General features: G+C 27.8%; 18 protein-coding genes. 11 read left to right on the top strand and 7 right to left on the bottom strand.

Annotated features, from left to right (window positions below; all coding sequences use genetic code 11):
• The first annotated feature begins 5 nt into the window (after positions 1 to 5).
• From ACH5BK_RS09750 to ACH5BK_RS09715, 8 genes are all read left to right on the top strand, one after another.
• Entirely contained in the window at positions 6 to 500 is a 495-nt protein-coding gene (locus tag ACH5BK_RS09750) for a hypothetical protein (RefSeq protein ID WP_404306852.1), read from the top strand.
• Positions 500 to 1,039 (top strand): flagellar basal body-associated protein FliL, encoded by a 540-nt coding sequence (gene fliL / locus ACH5BK_RS09745; protein WP_404306850.1) that lies wholly within the window; start codon positions 500 to 502, stop codon positions 1,037 to 1,039. Before ACH5BK_RS09750 ends, fliL begins: the two co-directional genes overlap by 1 nt.
• Positions 1,040 to 1,048: 9 nt before the next feature.
• Entirely contained in the window at positions 1,049 to 1,474 is a 426-nt protein-coding gene (locus ACH5BK_RS09740; RefSeq protein WP_404306848.1) for a hypothetical protein, read from the top strand.
• Positions 1,467 to 2,171, top strand: a complete 705-nt coding sequence (locus ACH5BK_RS09735; protein ID WP_404306846.1) for a flagellar basal body L-ring protein FlgH — start codon at positions 1,467 to 1,469, stop codon at positions 2,169 to 2,171. The genes ACH5BK_RS09740 and ACH5BK_RS09735 overlap by 8 nt, the downstream gene beginning before the upstream one ends.
• Before the next feature lie 56 nt (positions 2,172 to 2,227).
• Complete coding sequence (locus ACH5BK_RS09730) at positions 2,228 to 4,138, top strand: flagellar hook-associated protein FlgK (RefSeq protein WP_404306844.1); 1,911 nt, start codon at positions 2,228 to 2,230, stop codon at positions 4,136 to 4,138.
• A gap of 13 nt (positions 4,139 to 4,151) precedes the next feature.
• Positions 4,152 to 5,513, top strand: a complete 1,362-nt coding sequence (fliD, locus tag ACH5BK_RS09725) for a flagellar filament capping protein FliD (RefSeq protein WP_404306842.1) — start codon at positions 4,152 to 4,154, stop codon at positions 5,511 to 5,513.
• A 90-nt stretch (positions 5,514 to 5,603) separates the two neighbouring features.
• Positions 5,604 to 5,960 carry a flagellar export chaperone FliS gene (gene fliS / locus ACH5BK_RS09720; RefSeq protein ID WP_404306840.1) on the top strand — a complete coding sequence of 119 codons (357 nt, stop codon included), beginning with the start codon at positions 5,604 to 5,606 and terminating at the stop codon, positions 5,958 to 5,960.
• Positions 5,936 to 6,205, top strand: a complete 270-nt coding sequence (locus ACH5BK_RS09715) for a hypothetical protein (protein ID WP_404306838.1) — start codon at positions 5,936 to 5,938, stop codon at positions 6,203 to 6,205. Before fliS ends, ACH5BK_RS09715 begins: the two co-directional genes overlap by 25 nt.
• On the opposite strand, the gene tilS is transcribed toward ACH5BK_RS09715, so the two are convergent.
• The 6 genes from tilS to ACH5BK_RS09685 form a co-directional block, all read right to left on the bottom strand.
• On the bottom strand, positions 6,194 to 7,174 hold the full coding sequence (gene tilS / locus ACH5BK_RS09710; protein WP_404306921.1) for a tRNA lysidine(34) synthetase TilS: 981 nt from the start codon (positions 7,172 to 7,174) through the stop codon (positions 6,194 to 6,196). The two genes, ACH5BK_RS09715 and tilS, sit on opposite strands and share 12 nt — an antisense overlap.
• A 2-nt stretch (positions 7,175 to 7,176) precedes the next feature.
• Entirely contained in the window at positions 7,177 to 9,219 is a 2,043-nt protein-coding gene (locus ACH5BK_RS09705; RefSeq protein WP_404306836.1) for an EAL domain-containing protein, read from the bottom strand.
• Between the two features lie 21 nt (positions 9,220 to 9,240).
• Complete coding sequence (rimO, locus tag ACH5BK_RS09700) at positions 9,241 to 10,593, bottom strand: 30S ribosomal protein S12 methylthiotransferase RimO (RefSeq protein WP_404306834.1); 1,353 nt, start codon at positions 10,591 to 10,593, stop codon at positions 9,241 to 9,243.
• 179 nt (positions 10,594 to 10,772) lie between these two features.
• Complete coding sequence (locus ACH5BK_RS09695) at positions 10,773 to 11,255, bottom strand: YceI family protein (RefSeq protein WP_404306832.1); 483 nt, start codon at positions 11,253 to 11,255, stop codon at positions 10,773 to 10,775.
• A gap of 73 nt (positions 11,256 to 11,328) precedes the next feature.
• Positions 11,329 to 12,147, bottom strand: coding sequence for a pantoate--beta-alanine ligase (gene panC / locus ACH5BK_RS09690; RefSeq protein WP_404306830.1), 819 nt, complete (start codon positions 12,145 to 12,147; stop codon positions 11,329 to 11,331).
• Positions 12,148 to 12,170: 23 nt separating this feature from the next.
• Positions 12,171 to 13,130, bottom strand: coding sequence for an ABC transporter permease (locus tag ACH5BK_RS09685; RefSeq protein WP_404306919.1), 960 nt, complete (start codon positions 13,128 to 13,130; stop codon positions 12,171 to 12,173).
• A 28-nt stretch (positions 13,131 to 13,158) separates the two neighbouring features.
• Here ACH5BK_RS09685 and acpS point away from each other — a divergent pair, with 28 nt between their 5' ends.
• Positions 13,159 to 13,509 (top strand): holo-ACP synthase, encoded by a 351-nt coding sequence (gene acpS, locus ACH5BK_RS09680; protein WP_404306829.1) that lies wholly within the window; start codon positions 13,159 to 13,161, stop codon positions 13,507 to 13,509.
• Between the two features lie 34 nt (positions 13,510 to 13,543).
• On the opposite strand, the gene ruvX is transcribed toward acpS, so the two are convergent.
• Positions 13,544 to 13,924, bottom strand: coding sequence for a Holliday junction resolvase RuvX (ruvX, locus tag ACH5BK_RS09675; protein ID WP_404306827.1), 381 nt, complete (start codon positions 13,922 to 13,924; stop codon positions 13,544 to 13,546).
• Between the two features lie 65 nt (positions 13,925 to 13,989).
• Here ruvX and serB point away from each other — a divergent pair, with 65 nt between their 5' ends.
• A complete protein-coding gene (gene serB, locus ACH5BK_RS09670; protein ID WP_404306825.1) occupies positions 13,990 to 14,610 on the top strand; it encodes a phosphoserine phosphatase SerB in 621 nt (206 codons plus the stop codon).
• Positions 14,611 to 14,621: 11 nt separating this feature from the next.
• On the top strand, positions 14,622 to 15,614 hold the full coding sequence (locus ACH5BK_RS09665; protein WP_404306823.1) for a transaldolase: 993 nt from the start codon (positions 14,622 to 14,624) through the stop codon (positions 15,612 to 15,614).
• Positions 15,615 to 15,693: the final 79 nt, after the last annotated feature.

The raw sequence follows: 15,693 nt of genomic DNA, 5'->3' as shown, positions 1-15,693 counted from the left end.
GTTTTTTGTTAAAAAATTTAGTTGTATTATTTTTATTATTTTCTATTTTAAATGCACAACAGACAAATAGTAGTAGTTCTTTAGTTAAACAAAAATTAGAGATTAAAGAGCTAAAAAAAGAGTTAAATATATTTTATGAGCAAAAAGAAAAAGAGTATCAAGAAAGAAAAAAAGAGTTAGAAACAATTTTAGAAAAAATTGCATCAGAAAAAAAACAAATTGAAACTTTATATAATAAAAATACTCAAATTTTAAGTGACATAAATCAGACTGTTGAAAGTAAAACTACTAAAATATTTAATAAAATGAAACCTAAAATTGCTGCAGCAATTTTTGATGAAATGATTGCTGAGGGAAAACTTGAAGATGTTTTTGATATAATCATTAGATTAAAAGAAAAAAATATTACATTATTATTTAAATCATTAAGTGTTCAAAATGCAGCACAACTAACTGAAATGTTAGAAAAATTTAATATAGAAGAAAAAAAGGGAGAATAATGGCAGAAGAAACAGCAGAACAGGCAAAAAGTTCAGGTGGTGGAAAAGGTTTAATGATTGTGCTAATAGCACTAGTTGTTGTCTTACTTTTAGCTGTTGTAGGAGGAGCTTATTTCTTATATTCTCAAGGTGTTCTTTCTCCAAAACCAGAAGGTGAGCAACAAGAGAAAATGGTACAAAAAGAAGAAGCAGGTGATTCAAAAGATACTTATAAAGCAGAAATTAATGACTTAGTTTTAAATATCACAAATTCAAAAGGTAGAGAGAAATTAATGAAACTATCTTTTGCGATTAAAAGTGTAGAACCAAGTATTGCTGCTTTAACAGAAGAGTATAAAGCAGAAATTATAGATGTTGTAATTAGACAAATAAGTGCTAGAAGCTCTGAAGAGTTATTAACTGTTGGTGGAAAAGCTTTGTTAAAAGAAGAATTAATTGAAGAAATAAATTCTGTTTTAAATGATGTAACATCTTCAAATGAAGAAATTAAATCGAATCATATTAAACAAATATTATTTACAACTTTTGTAATTAAGTAAGAAGATAAAATGATAGTTGCTGTAAAAAGAAATAGAAAGCAAAAACTTATTAAGTTTTTGTCTTTATTTGTAGTTACACTTATGTTTGCAGGATATTATTTTCATACAAGTAGTGAATTACAAAAGCAACAAGAAGAACAAATGAAAGCTAAACAAGCAGCTCTTCAAGAAGAAAAAGCAAAGGCTAAAGAAAAGAAAAAAGTTGAAGGTATAATTGTAGATGAAGTTCAAAAAGCAGTGAGCCTAGTTGGACAAGAAAATGTTAGACATGTTAAAATTATTGAAGATAAATTAATTTTAATTTGTGAGTTAGATACTAACCTTGAACCATTAATGGTTAGATATGGCACAATGGCATTAGTTAAAAATACATTAAATGAAATAATTGTTGCTATAGATGTTCAATATATATTAAAAAGTAGATTAAATGCATAAGTTAATAATTCCATTTCTAGTAATCATATTTTTTTCTGCTTGCGCTACAAGTGAACCTGAAATAAAATTTGAAGAACCCAAAGTTCAGATACCAAAACCCCAGCCTAAACCTAAAAAAAATAAAGGTTCTCTTTACTCTATGGAAGGAACATCTCTTTTTGCTGATAAAAAAGATCTTCAAGTTGGAGATATTATACAAATCAATATTAATGAGAATTTATCATCTAATTCTAATAATAAAAGAGAATTATCAAATGATAGAAGTAGTAGTTTGGGTGGAGGAATTTTAGCAGCAACTGGTACAAATAACCTAGGTGGCACAGCCGCTGGAATAGCAAATAAATTTAATAGAAATTTAGGGATAGATTTTTCTACTAAAAGTTCAAATGCTGATACAGGTGAAGTAAAAACTAAATTTGATGAAAGTTTTTCAACTTCAATTTCTGCAATAATTCAACAAACTTATCAAAATGGTAACTATTATATAAAAGGTTCAAAAGAGTTATTATTAGATGGGCAAAAACAAGTTATAATAATTACAGGAGTAATTAGACCTTATGATATTAGTTCTGAGAATTCTATTAATTCTAATCAAATAGCTAATTTAAAACTAATGTATGATAAAGAAGGAACTGAGGCAGATATAATGGAAACACCATGGGGGATTAAGCTCTTAAGAACTATATGGCCATTTTAATCTAATTTTAAGAAATGTAATGCAATAATTAGACAGTATACTACAAAGGAGTCTCTATGCTTAATACATTAAATGTTTCGCAAACAGGTTTATCAACTGCAAAAATAGCAGTTGAGAATGTTTCTAATAATATAGCAAATCAAAATACTCCTGGGTATAAAAAAAGAGTTGTTGATATGAAGGAACTCGAACAAACTGATACTCGATTTACAGGTCGAGGTGTTGGTTCTGATAATGCTTATAGAATTACTAATCAATATATGTTTGACAGACTCATGACAGAAAATACTAGGCAAGAAGGTTATACAAAGCTTTCAAGTATTTTAGGAAGTGTAGAGACAGCTTTTAAAGAGACAGATACAAGTGGTTTTTCTTCTGATTTAAATAGATATTTTCAAGCAGTGGAAAACTTAAGATCCAATCCAAATTCAGAAGTATACAAAAATGGATTGATAAATGAGGGAAAACTATTAGTAGAATCTTTACAAAATTTATATACAGGAATTGAAAGAGCCCAAGAATTAGAAGAACAAGAATTAAGATCAAATGTTGATAAAGTAAATGATATTCTTCAAGAAATAGGTTCTATAAATGAAAAATTAGGAAAACAATCAGACGCAACAAATGATTTATTAGATAGAAGGGATTATCTTGAAGAAGAGTTATCTGCTTATGTAGATGTTAAAGTAGATAGATCATTTAATGAGTATGAGCTTAGAATCGCAGGTAATGTTGCTGTAAGATATAATACTAATGTTAGAGATATTAGTGTAGAAGAAGAACATAAAGCTCAAATTGATAGATTTGCTAATGAAGATGGTACAGCAAGTAGTATTAAGTTTAAAGATAATACTACAGGTGCTGTAACTAGTATCCCTGAAACAGGTGATAAAATCACCTATAAACTTAATAATGAACAAGAAGTAAGTATTACTATTGGTAGTTCTCAATATACTGATCAAAATGGTAATACTGTAGATATTGATATTGACCAAGATGGTACACCTGATACAGTAGATGCTTCTAACTATGTTAGAGCTTTAGCTTATGCTATCAATGATAATCCTAGTACTAAGGGTTTAATTACTGCATATAATGGTAATTATAGAGTTGATGATGATGGTAATAAAATTGATACCACTGGTGAAGATAAGTTTTTATTGATTGAATCGGATAGTCCTGGTGTTAATGGAAAATTTGAAGGTAGAATTACAGTAACAGAAAGTCATGATGTTGATGGTGATGGAAATGCTGATGAAGTAAGAAATAGTTTTTATAAAGATGAATTACAAAGTTCAGACGCTGTTAGTAGGACTTTTGTAACTATTTATGATAAAGAAGTAGAATTAAAATCAGGTGTATTAAAAGTTCAAACTGATAATTTAAGTTCTGATTCTCCAAATAATAAACTTGAAGTCTATAAAGAAAAACTTGATAAATTTGCTAAAGTTTTAGCTGATGTTACTGATAAATATATAAGAACAGGTGTTGATTCATATAAGTTTGGAGAAAAAGCTTTAGATGAATTAGATAGTACAGTTGGAGAAACTGTAAAAATTGGTTTATTTTCAGGAAGTAGTGTAAGTACATTAAAATTTAATGAGTCTGCAATTAATGATTTAGATCAAAAAGATTTAGATTATCTTGCTGAACTTCAATGGAAAAAAGACTTGTCTTTTACAGATGGGGCACAAGATCCTACTAATAATGATAGAACTTCTTTCAAAGAGTTTTTTCAAGAGATTAGAGCAATTGTATCAGGAGATAAAGAAAGTACGGATTTTGTTTTAGATACACAAAAAGATATAAAAGCAGCTTTAACATCTTCCTATGATAAACTTGTAAAAGTTGATAAAGATGAGGAAATGCTTAATCTAATTAAGTTTCAAGCAGCCTATACAGCAAATGCAAAACTTGTAACTGTGATTGATGAAATGTTAGAAACTTTATTGGGTCTTAAAAGATAGTAAGGAGTAAACTATGGCTGAAGGAATTTTAGGATTAGGTACAGGGCAATCTGCTTCTTTAAATCAAGAATTAATTGATAAATTAAAAGGTGCAGAAAGAAAAGCAAGAGTTGAGCCTTTAGAAACAAGAATTGAAGATATCACTAAAGAAAGAGAAACATATACTCAAATTGATACAAAAGTAAGTGAATTGTTAGCTGCAATTAAACCTTTTGATCTTTTTGTAAGTGGTGGTACAAATGCTTTTGAAGAAAAATCAGCTACTACATCAGGTGATTCTGTTGTATTTAATGCAACAGATTCATCAAAATTAAATAATGGTATTACAACAGTTGATGTAAAATCATTAGCACAAAAAGATGTATATCAATCAAATACAATAGATGCAGCTTCAAAAGATGCTTTAGGTGATATTGGTACATTAAGTATTGGTGTTGGAAGTGAAACTTTTACTTTTAATACAGCTGATTATTCAACTTATGATGAATTAGCAACAGCTATAAATGATAAAACAGGAATTAATGCATCTTTAGATCAAGTAGGTACAGACTCTTATAGATTGATTTTAAAAAGTGAAGAATCAGGTATTTCAAATGCTTTATCCATTTCAGGAACAGCTAGCCAAGCATTAGGTTATACAACAGATGGAACAACAGTTAATGCTACAAATCATACTTTAACAGCTCAAGATATGAGTGTTGAAATTGATGGGGTTTCTTATAATAGTGCAGAAAATAGTATTACAGTAGATGGTTTAGATATAACTGCAACTAAAACAGGTATATCATCTATTAATATAAAAGATGATACTTCTGTTATAACAAGTCAAGTACAAGAGTTTATTACAAAATATAATGAACTTGTAGAATTGATTGGAACAGAAATTGATAATGCTGATAGTGCAATATCTGATAAATCTTCATTAAGAAGTATTTTATCTGAAATTAAAAATGAGGTATTTGGATCGTATGGTGCATCTGATGATAAATCTTTATTTAATTATGGTTTTGAATTAGATAAGTCTGGTAAATTATCTTTAGATACAACAAAGTTTAATGATGTTCTTACAAATAACCCTGATGAACTAAAAGAATTATTTGTTGGTACTGCTGCAAAAGAAGGTTTTGGAACACAATTAAAAGCAACATTAGATGAAATGAATTTTTCAGGTGGATTACTTGATGCCTATGAAAAGGGTATTGATTCAAGAAATCAAACATTAGAAAAAGAGAAAGAAAAAGCAGTAAAAGACTTAGATGATAAATATAGTCAATTAGCAAATCAATTTGCTGCTTATACTTCTATTATAAGTCAATTTGAGAGTACATTCTCAGGTCTTAAAATGATGATACAACAATCTACATCATCAAACTAATAAAAAGAGAAAATTATTTTTTCTCTTTTTTGTTTAAAATTAAGCTAAGATATAATATACTTATTGCTACAAGAATAACGGAGATACTTTATGGGATTAGATGTATATAATCAACAAAATGCAGTTTCAGACGACCCTTATGTACTGATACTTAAATTATACGAAGGTATAATTAAATATCTTTCATTTGTTAAAAATGCAATGGAAGAGGGTGATGTTGAAGCAAAGTTTACTTATATAAATAAAACTATCGCTATTTTTGATGAACTAAGAAATGTTTTAGATTTTGATGGTGGAGATGTAGCTTATTATCTTGATGGATTATATCTTTATCAAATTGAGACACTTTTTTCTGCTGGTATTGATGATAATGTAAATGCTGTTAATCAAGTAATGAAAGTAGCACAAGGGCTAATCGAAGCATGGAAAGAAGAGACAGGTCTGTAAAGGCCTTAAACGAACTAATAAGAATTGATTCTTTAGATTCTTATGATAAAGCTGATGCTTTAGTTGCATGGTATGAAGAATATATAGGTCAAGATAGTATAGAAAATTTTGACTTAGAACTTCAAGAATTAAAGCAACTTGAAGAACTTTTTTTTAAAAGTATAAACTTTCTAAATAAACAAAAATTAGAAGCTAAAAATGATTTAGAAGAAGCACGAAAGATGAAGAAATTTCTAAATAACTAGATCTTCTATTTCTACTTTTTTTTCATATAAATATGCTCTTATATTTTTAGGTATTTTTTTTACTCTACATTTTTCTTTAAATTTTTTATCCATAGATGTTTTTGAAACAGGACATATAAATATATATTCCGAATTTATACTTACGGCAATCTTATGAGATATAATAATTTCTTTTTGTTTTATAATTTCATCTCTTGAAGCTTTTGATAAAACAAAGCCTCTTTTTTTGATACTTTTATCTATAATTCTAATGTTTAGATTATTATCATTTAGATTTTTATAAATCTCAAGCTCTTCGATTTTTTGTAAAGCAGATATACTTATATTTAAAGAGTTAATATCTTCTTGTAAATATTTAAAAGAATTAATAACTCCATTTTTAAACTCACTTAAAAACTTATCACTAAAATTATGTCTAAAATAATTTCTTTTATATTTTATATCATTATTTGTTTCATCAATAAAATACTTTAAACCATTTGTTTTTAAATATTCTTCTAATTCATCTTTTGTAATATTTAAAAGAGGTTTATATATCTTATAATAATCTTTATCTTCCCATGTATTAAAGCCTATAAGCTCACTTAATCCTGCGCCTTTAGATAATTGCATCATAAACCATTCTAATTTATCATTTAATTGGTGAGCAGTAATTAAAGTATCATATTTTTCTTCTTTAATGATCTCTTCAAAAAAGCAATATCTTATATCTCTTGCTTTTTTTTCAAAGTTTGAACCACTTAAAGAGACTTCTTTTAGAAATATTTTTTTATTGTATTTTTTAGCTAGTTCTTTAGCGAATAAAACTTCTTCTTTTGACTGGGCTCTTTCATTATAGTCTACAATTGCTATATCAAAAGAAACATTTTTATCAAGAAGTAGAAAAAATAGTGCACTTGAATCTATTCCTGCTGAAAAGGCTAAAAGATTTTTTGTATTTTTTAATTTTTCTAAATTTAGTTTTAATATAATTAATCCTTTTCTTTAAAACTTTTTACAGATTTTGGTTCACCTAGATGATATCCTTGAGAATAATCGATATTAAGTTCTTTTACTTTTTGATGTACAACTTCATTATGTACATATTCAGCAATTGTTTTTATTCCAAGTTTTTTGGCAAAATCAACAACAATTTCAGCAACTGTTTGTGCATTTTTATCGTTGTTTATATTTTTGATTAAAGAACCATCAATTTTAATAAAATCAACATTTAGTCTCATTAGATATTCAAAGTTTGAATATCCTGTACCAAAATCATCAATTGCTATTTTACAACCATGTCTTTTCATATTTTCAATAAAAGAACTTACTTCATCAAAGTTTTCTATTCCTTCTGATTCAACTATTTCAAGTACAATTCTATTTGCTACTTTGTACTTTAAAATTTTATCAATAAAGTAGTGCATTGTCTCAGGATTTAGTATATCTTCAATAGTTAAATTAATAGAAAATTCATCACTTCTATTTTCAAAAAACTTACAAGCTTTATCTATTACTACTTTTGTAATATTTGAATAAAGTCTTGATTTCTTTGCTACTTCTAAAAAATGATAAGGAGAAACTATTTCCCCATTTGGTTCAATATATCTAATAAGACATTCATATTTTGATGTTTCTTTTGTATTATTTGAAATAATAGGTTGTAAAAAAATATCAAATCTTTCTTCAAAAAAACCTTCTCTTAGTTTTTTAGTCCATAATAAATTAGAATAATGTCTTTCTTTTAGATTTTGACATCTATCATAGTAAACATATTCTATATCATTACTTTTAGCATATTCAAGTGCTGTTTCAGAGTGTAAATATACATTTGTTGAGTTTGATATGGCACAAGTAAGAGAGATATTAAAACTATACTCTTCTACTTTAAAAGTTTGTTTTTTTATTTTTTTATTAAATTCTTTAATTTTTTCGATAAAAATATCATCACTAAAATGATTTATTTTTAAAATAGCAAATTTATCTGCATTTATTCTAAAAATTTTTGATATATCTTTAAATTCATTTTTAATTATAGTTGATACTTCTATTAATAATTTATCACCAATACTATAGTCATAACATTCATTTATCTCTTTAAATCTATTTATATCAAATAAACAAAGAGCAGGATTATTTTCATTTTTTAGCTCTTCAAAAAGTTTAAGTCTATTAGGTAGCTTTGTAAGTGGGTCTGTTGTTTGTTGTTGTATTTTTTTTTCTTTATTTATCAAATCAGTTACATTACTTCTAATAGACATAAATTCATTAATCTCATTATTTTCATTTAACATGGGAATAATTGTAGTTGCTACATAATACTCTTCTTTTTCTTTATTTTGATTTTTGATAACGCCTTTCCAAATCTTTTTCTTAAGAATTGTTTTCCACATATCTTTAAAAATTTCTTTAGAATTGTCAGGATGTCTTATTATACTATGAGGACTACCAATAAGTTCATCTTTTGAATATTTTGAGATCTTTATAAACTCATCATTTACATAAGTTATAATACCTTCTTTAGATGTTTTTGAAACAATTGAGCTTTTATCTACGGCTTTTTTATATTCATTTAATAAAGTAACATTTATTAAAAGTTCTTTATTTCTTTGACTAAGAGTTTTATTTAATTTTATTTCTTTTTGTTTATTTTTTGTAATATCTGTTACAAACCCTTCAAGGGCAATTACTTTACCATTTTCTTTTATAGCAAGGCCTTGTTCCCATACCCATTTTATATTTCCATTTTTTGCTGTTATTCTATATTCAACTTTCCATGGAATATTTTCTTGAATAGCTTCATCAACTATCATATCTACTTTTTTTCTATCTTCTAAAACAATTAAGTCCATATAAGATAAAGTAGCATTATTGACTAGGTCTTTCTTTGAAAATCCTGTTAAATCTTCACATCCATCACTAATTACTTCCATGGTCCAAAAATTATCATTTTTACATCTGTATAACATTCCAGGTAAATGATGTATCAATGATAGTAGATATTCTTTTTTTAAAAAATCGAATTCTTGGGCCATGGTAGCACTCCCTTAGGTATTTTAAGCTATTACAGTTGCAAGTAGTTTATCTCCCACAAGTTCTGTTATTTTTACTTTATATATCTTACCAAATTCTAACTTTTTTTGTTCACCTTTTTCATCAAAAAGTTCATTATCATTGATATAAATTTCTCCATCAATATCAGGAGCCCAAATAGTTTTTCTAGCACTTAATAAATATTCATGCTCATCACTCTCTCCATCAACATAAACTTCAAAAGTTTTACCTACTTCTTTTTCAAGTGATTCTTGAGTTGTTTTATCAATAATTTCACCTAAAATATCTGCTCTTTCATCTATGATTTCTTGTGCAACTTTAGCATCTGATTTTGAAGCAGTTGTTCCCTCTTCATCAGAATATGAGAATACATTTGCTCTATCAAATTTATACTCTTCAACATATTTTGCTAAAGCTTCAAAATCTTCTTGTGTTTCACCTGGGTGACCAGCTATAAATGTAGTTCTTACAAAAGAGTTTGGTTTTGATTTCATCTGATCCATAAGCTCGATTAGCTTTTCAACACCTTTTCCTCTTTTCATTATTTTTAACATTGAAGGTGTGATATGTTGAAGTGGCATATCAAAATAGTTTACAAATACTTTAGAGTCAGCTATCTTATCAATAAGTGATAATGTAGTTGTTGATGGGTAAAGATATAAAATTCTCGCAGTTTTAATACCTTCAACTTTCTCAACAGCTTCTACTAATTGTTCTAAACCATCTTTATGTCCTAAGTCTCTTAAAAAGGAAGAAGAGTCTTGAGAAACAAAAGAAAAATCTACAAAGCCTTGAGATACTAGTGATTTAACTTCTTTTATAAGTGATTCAAGTGTTCTTGAATGAAGCTTTCCTTTAAAACTAGGAATAGCACAGAATGAACAGGCCTGATTACAACCTTCACTTAATTTTACATAAGCATGATAGTTTGAACCTGTGATTACTCTATCATTAGTTTCACTTGCTAAAAATACATCATTTGTGAAGTTTGATCTTTTAGCATTTACAAGTTCATCAATTCTATCGTAGTCACCAACCCCTGTAAATACATCAATTTCAGGTAGTTCTTTTTGTAATTCTTCTTTATATCTTTCACTTAAACAACCAGCCATTACCAATACTGATTCTTCTTTTCTTTCATCATGTAAATTTAAAATTGTATTGATACTTTCTTCTTTTGCAGAGTCAATAAAACCACATGTATTTACAATAATAACATCTGCATTTGAAGAGTCATTTGTAAGTGTATAATCTTTTAATTTTCCAAGCATTACTTCTGAATCTACAAGGTTTTTTGTACAGCCAAGTGAAACAAGATGTAATGATTTATCGGGATTTTGAGTTGTAAATTTCATTTATTACCTATTACTTTTTTCGCAATTTTATCATAAATTTAGTAAAAGTTTAAATTTAAATAAAATATAGAAAAAAGTAAAAGATATTTTTAGTTGACTTTTTCTTTTATACCTTGAACATCAATTAGAAGTTTTACATTATTGCTTACTGCAACACCACCCATTTCTAAAGCTTTGTTTCATTTAATACCATAATCTTGTCTATTAATTTTTCCTTCAAGAGAAAAACCTGCTCTTTCATTTCCCCAAGGATCTTTTACTGTAGAAATTTCATTTATATCTAAAGCAATATTTTTTGTGATACCTCTTAATGTGAAATCACCATAAGCTTTACCATTTTCAATTTTAGTAAGTTTAAATTTAATTTCTGGGAACTTTTTAGCTGCAAATAATTCTTCTTCTTTTAAGTGTTCGTCTCTTTCTTTATCTGCTGTGTTAATTGAAGCAACCTTTATTGTTGCATTTAAATTTTTTAGTTTTTTAGTTTTCTCATCATAAATAAATGAACCATCAAAATTATCAAATGAACCTTTTACATTTGAAATCATCATGTGTTTTACTTGAAATCCTACGTTAGTATGGCTTTTATCTACTTTATATGTTCCTGCAAATAAAGACCCTACTAATAAAGCACTTGATAATAATAGTCTATCTAATTTCATATATAATTATTTTTGATTTTAATTATCAGAATTATAAGTATGATAAGCTTAAATTATCTTGAATGGTATTTTATTATAACCAAATATTATCAAGAAGTCTTGTATTCCCAAATCTAGCAACTACTAGAATTACTGTATTTTTAAGCTCAATAGTTTCTATTTCATTAAACTGCTTATCAACTATTGCAACATACTCCACATCAAGACTTGACATAACCTCATAGATTTTCTCTTCTACTTTTTTTACATCGAGTTCACCTTTTGCTATAAGTGAAGCAGCACTGTAAAGTGACTTTGAAATAAGTAATGCATCTTTTCTTTGAGTTTCATCTAAATATACATTTCTTGAACTCATAGCAAGGCCATCTTTTTCTCTTACGATATCACAAGGTACTATGTTTATTGGTAAGAAAAGGTTTTTAACCATTTGCTCTATAAGTGATAGTTGCTGTGCATCTTTTTTACCAAAGTATGCGTTTGTTGGTTGAGTTAATCCAAATAGTTTTAAAACTACTTGTAAAACACCATCAAAATGACCTGGTCTACTTTTGCCTTCTAACATATAGCTTTTATTTGGAGCTTTTATTAAAATCTCTTCACTTCCATACATAGTAGAAATTTCAGGCATGAAAAGATAGTCAACTTTACACATCTCACAGATTTTTTTATCTGCTTCATCACGTCTAGGGTAGGCGTCTAAATCTTCTCCTGGAAGAAATTGTGTAGGGTTTACAAAGATAGATACTATAACTATTTCATTTTCTTCTCTTGCTTTTTTGATTAAAGAGATATGTCCATCATGTAAAGCCCCCATTGTTGGTACAAAACCAACTGTTGAGTTGATATTTTTTCTAACTTCTTGTAACTGCTCAATAGTTTTTAAAACTTTCAATTATGTTTCCTTAATTAAATTTCTTATTTTCCGTCATAGTTTGGGTTTAGTTTTAGTAGAACTAAGTCTGCTAAGATATTTCCAAGAAGTGTTAAAAATGCTCCAATGATTAATATTCCCATAATTACAGGATAGTCATGGGCTAAAGCACTTTGGAAAAATAAAAGTCCCATTCCATCAATAGAAAAAATTGTTTCAAGTATTACTGAACCACCAATAATTCCTGGAAGTGATAATCCAAGTAATGTAATAACTGGTGGATATAGATTTGGTAAGATATAGTATCTTAGAATTTGTTTGTTATTTAAACCTCTTGCTTTTGCAAAGAAAATATAATCAGACTTTAAAATCTCAATAGTTAATGATCTAATATATAAAGTCAAACTTCCAATTCCACTAAATATTATGATAGAAATAGGAAGTATTAAGTGCCATGCAAAATCTAAATAGTAAGTTAAACTTCCATCATCTGGTACGGAGTGTAAACCTGCTATTGGTAAAACTTCAAAGTTTATAGCAAAAATTAAAACTAAAAGCAAGGCTAAATAAAAAGATGGCATAGAAAAACTAAGAAGTGATAACTGTCCTGTGAATCTATCAAAAAAACTATTTTTATTTAATGCTGCTTTTATTCCAAGATAAAGTGAAATAAAAAAGATAAAAACCATTGAGATTATATTTATAGTAAGTGTGATTGGAATTCTACTTAATATCTCTTCTTTTACTTGTGAACCACTAGCAAAGGAAATACCAAAATCAAGTTGAACCATAGCTATAAGCCATGAAAAATACTGTACATATAAAGGCTTATCTAAACCATAAATAGCTTTTAGTTGAGTAATTGACTCTTCTGTAATATTAGGGTTTAACTGCCCACTTGCAAAAAAAGAGTTTGGCGCTGCATTTATAGCTATAAATGAAATCAAACTAATTATAAAAAGCATGATGATAAGGTATAATAGTTTTTTAGCAAATATTTTCATATTTGAATTATACACAATTAGGACTAAAATGATAGGTATAGATGTAGCTTCTGTTGATAGAATAAAAAGAATGTACGAGAAGTTTGGACGAAAAGCTTATGAGAGATTTTTAGATGATGAAGAGATTGAACTTATAAAAAGACCTGAGAGTGCTGCTGGTTTTTGGGCTGCTAAAGAGGCTGCTTCAAAAGCTTTGGGTACTGGTATTGGTAAAGAGTGTGGTTTTCATGATATTAAAATCAAAAAGTCAAAGCTTGGTGCTCCAAAAATAAAATATAAAAAAGAAATAAGAAAAAAGTATAAAATCAAAAAGTCTTATTTATCAATTACTCATGACCAAGGTTTAGCAATTGCCGTGGTTCAAAATACAAGAAAATAGATTTTAAAAAAAGATAAGACGGAGATATTTAGTATTAGTTTTTTGCTAAATATCTCTCTAGTATAATTTTTGCAGCAAGGGAGTCAACTCTTCCATCTCTTTTGTATTTGATTTGCCCTTTCATCATATCTTCTGCTTCAATTGAGCTCATATTCTCTTCTTGAAGTTCATAAGGTATATCAAGTTCTAGTAGTTTTACAAAGTGATTAATTCTTTTTTGCATATCTTCACTTGCACTAGGAAACCCAACTATTAATTTCTCTATTTCCCACTCTTTTAAAAAAGCATTTACATCATTTGAGGCTTGATTTCTATTTTTTCGTAGAATGGCTTCTTGTGGTGTTACTATGTTTGAACTAAGACAGATTGCAACTCCTATTCTTTTAAGTCCTATGTCAATGCAAGCTAGTTTCAATCAGTTTCCTTTAGTTAATTTTAGGTATTATTATAACCTTTAAAGAATAAAACTAGGGAAAATTAATGAAATTAGCTGTATTTGATTTTGATTCAACACTTATGGATGGAGAGACTATTGACTTTCTAGCAAAGCCTTTAGGATTAGAGGAAAAAGTTGCAGGAATTACAGAAAAAGCAATGGCTGGAGAGTTAGACTTTTTTGAATCTTTAATTGAAAGAGTATCTTTACTTAAGGGTTTAGAGTATGCAAAAGCTGTAGAGATTTGTAAAGATTTACCTTTAATGCCAGGTGCTTATGAGATTATTCCTGAACTTAAAAAGATGGGCTATAAAGTTGTATGTTTTTCAGGTGGATTTAGAATAGGAACATCACCTGCTAAAGATAAACTTGGACTTGATGCAGACTTTTCAAATGTACTTCATGAAAGAGATGGTATTTTAACTGGACTTGTTGGTGGAGATATGATGTTTGGATATTCAAAAGGTGATATGATTCAAAGATTACAAAATATTTTAGGTGTTTCAAAAGCTGATACTTTAGTTTGTGGTGATGGTGCAAATGACTTATCAATGTTCGCTCATGCTGATACTAGAGTTGCTTTTTGTGCTAAAGAAGTATTAAAGAAAGAAGCTAATATTATAGTTGATACAAAAGATTTAACAAAAATCTTAGATAATTTATAAGGGAAACAAACATGAGTTTAAAAGAAGAAATTAACTACTCTTTATGGTGTGATTTTATTGAAAGAGATTTCTTGGAAAACAGATTTCAAGAGATTATAAAAGATGAAATAATCCAAGGTGCTACTTCAAACCCTGCGATTTTTGCATCTTCTATTACTAATTCTGTTGCATATAAACAACAACTTGATATGTTACAAGCAAATAATGCAAAAACAATCTATGAAGAATTAGCTCTAACAGATATCAAAAGAGCTGCTTGTTTACTTGATGAATTACATAAAAACGATGCTGATGATGGGTTTATCTCTATTGAAGTTGACCCTACACTTTGTGATGATGCCCAAGGGACTATTGAAGAGGGAATTAGATTGCATAATTCAATCGGACTTGATAATGTAATGATTAAAGTTCCTGCAACACAAGCTGGATACATTGCTATGAGAGAATTAACATCAAGAGGTATTCATGTAAATGCAACACTTATTTTTTCAGTTGACCAAGCTATCAAATGTGCGCAAGCTTTAGATGAAGGAATTAAAGAATCAAATAAAGATATTAAAGCTGTAATTTCTGTATTTGTTTCAAGATTTGATAGATTGTGTGATAGTGATTTTGCTTCAAAAGGTTTAGAAACTTCAAAACTTGGAATTGTAAATGCAACAAAATGTTACCATGAAGTGAATAAATTTGAAAATAAAAATATCAGAACATTATTTGCTAGTACAGGTGTAAAAGGTGATGAATTAGCTCCTTCTTATTATGTTGATAACTTAATTTATCCAAATTCTGTAAATACTGCACCTTTAGCAACTATTGAAGATTGGGTACAAGTAGGTTCAAAAGAACAGTCAGAAGTAATGACTGATAAGCAATGTGATGAATATTTTGAATTAATAGCTTCAAAAGGTGTAAAAATGGATGAAATCTATGAAACACTTTTAAGCGATGGATTAGATGCCTTTAAGGTATCTTTTAAAGAGTTACTTTCTAAATTAGTAGCATAATCTTACAGACATATTAGACTTTCTAATATGTCTTTTTTCTTATAAAAGCCCACTACTGTTACAATTTAGTAACAAAATT

It is taken from the genome of Arcobacter sp. YIC-80 (genome assembly GCF_044841725.1).
Taxonomy (GTDB): Bacteria; Campylobacterota; Campylobacteria; order Campylobacterales; family Arcobacteraceae; genus Arcobacter_B.
The sequence above is the reverse complement of the archived record's forward strand: the minus strand, read 5'-3'. Positions and strand labels throughout refer to the sequence as shown.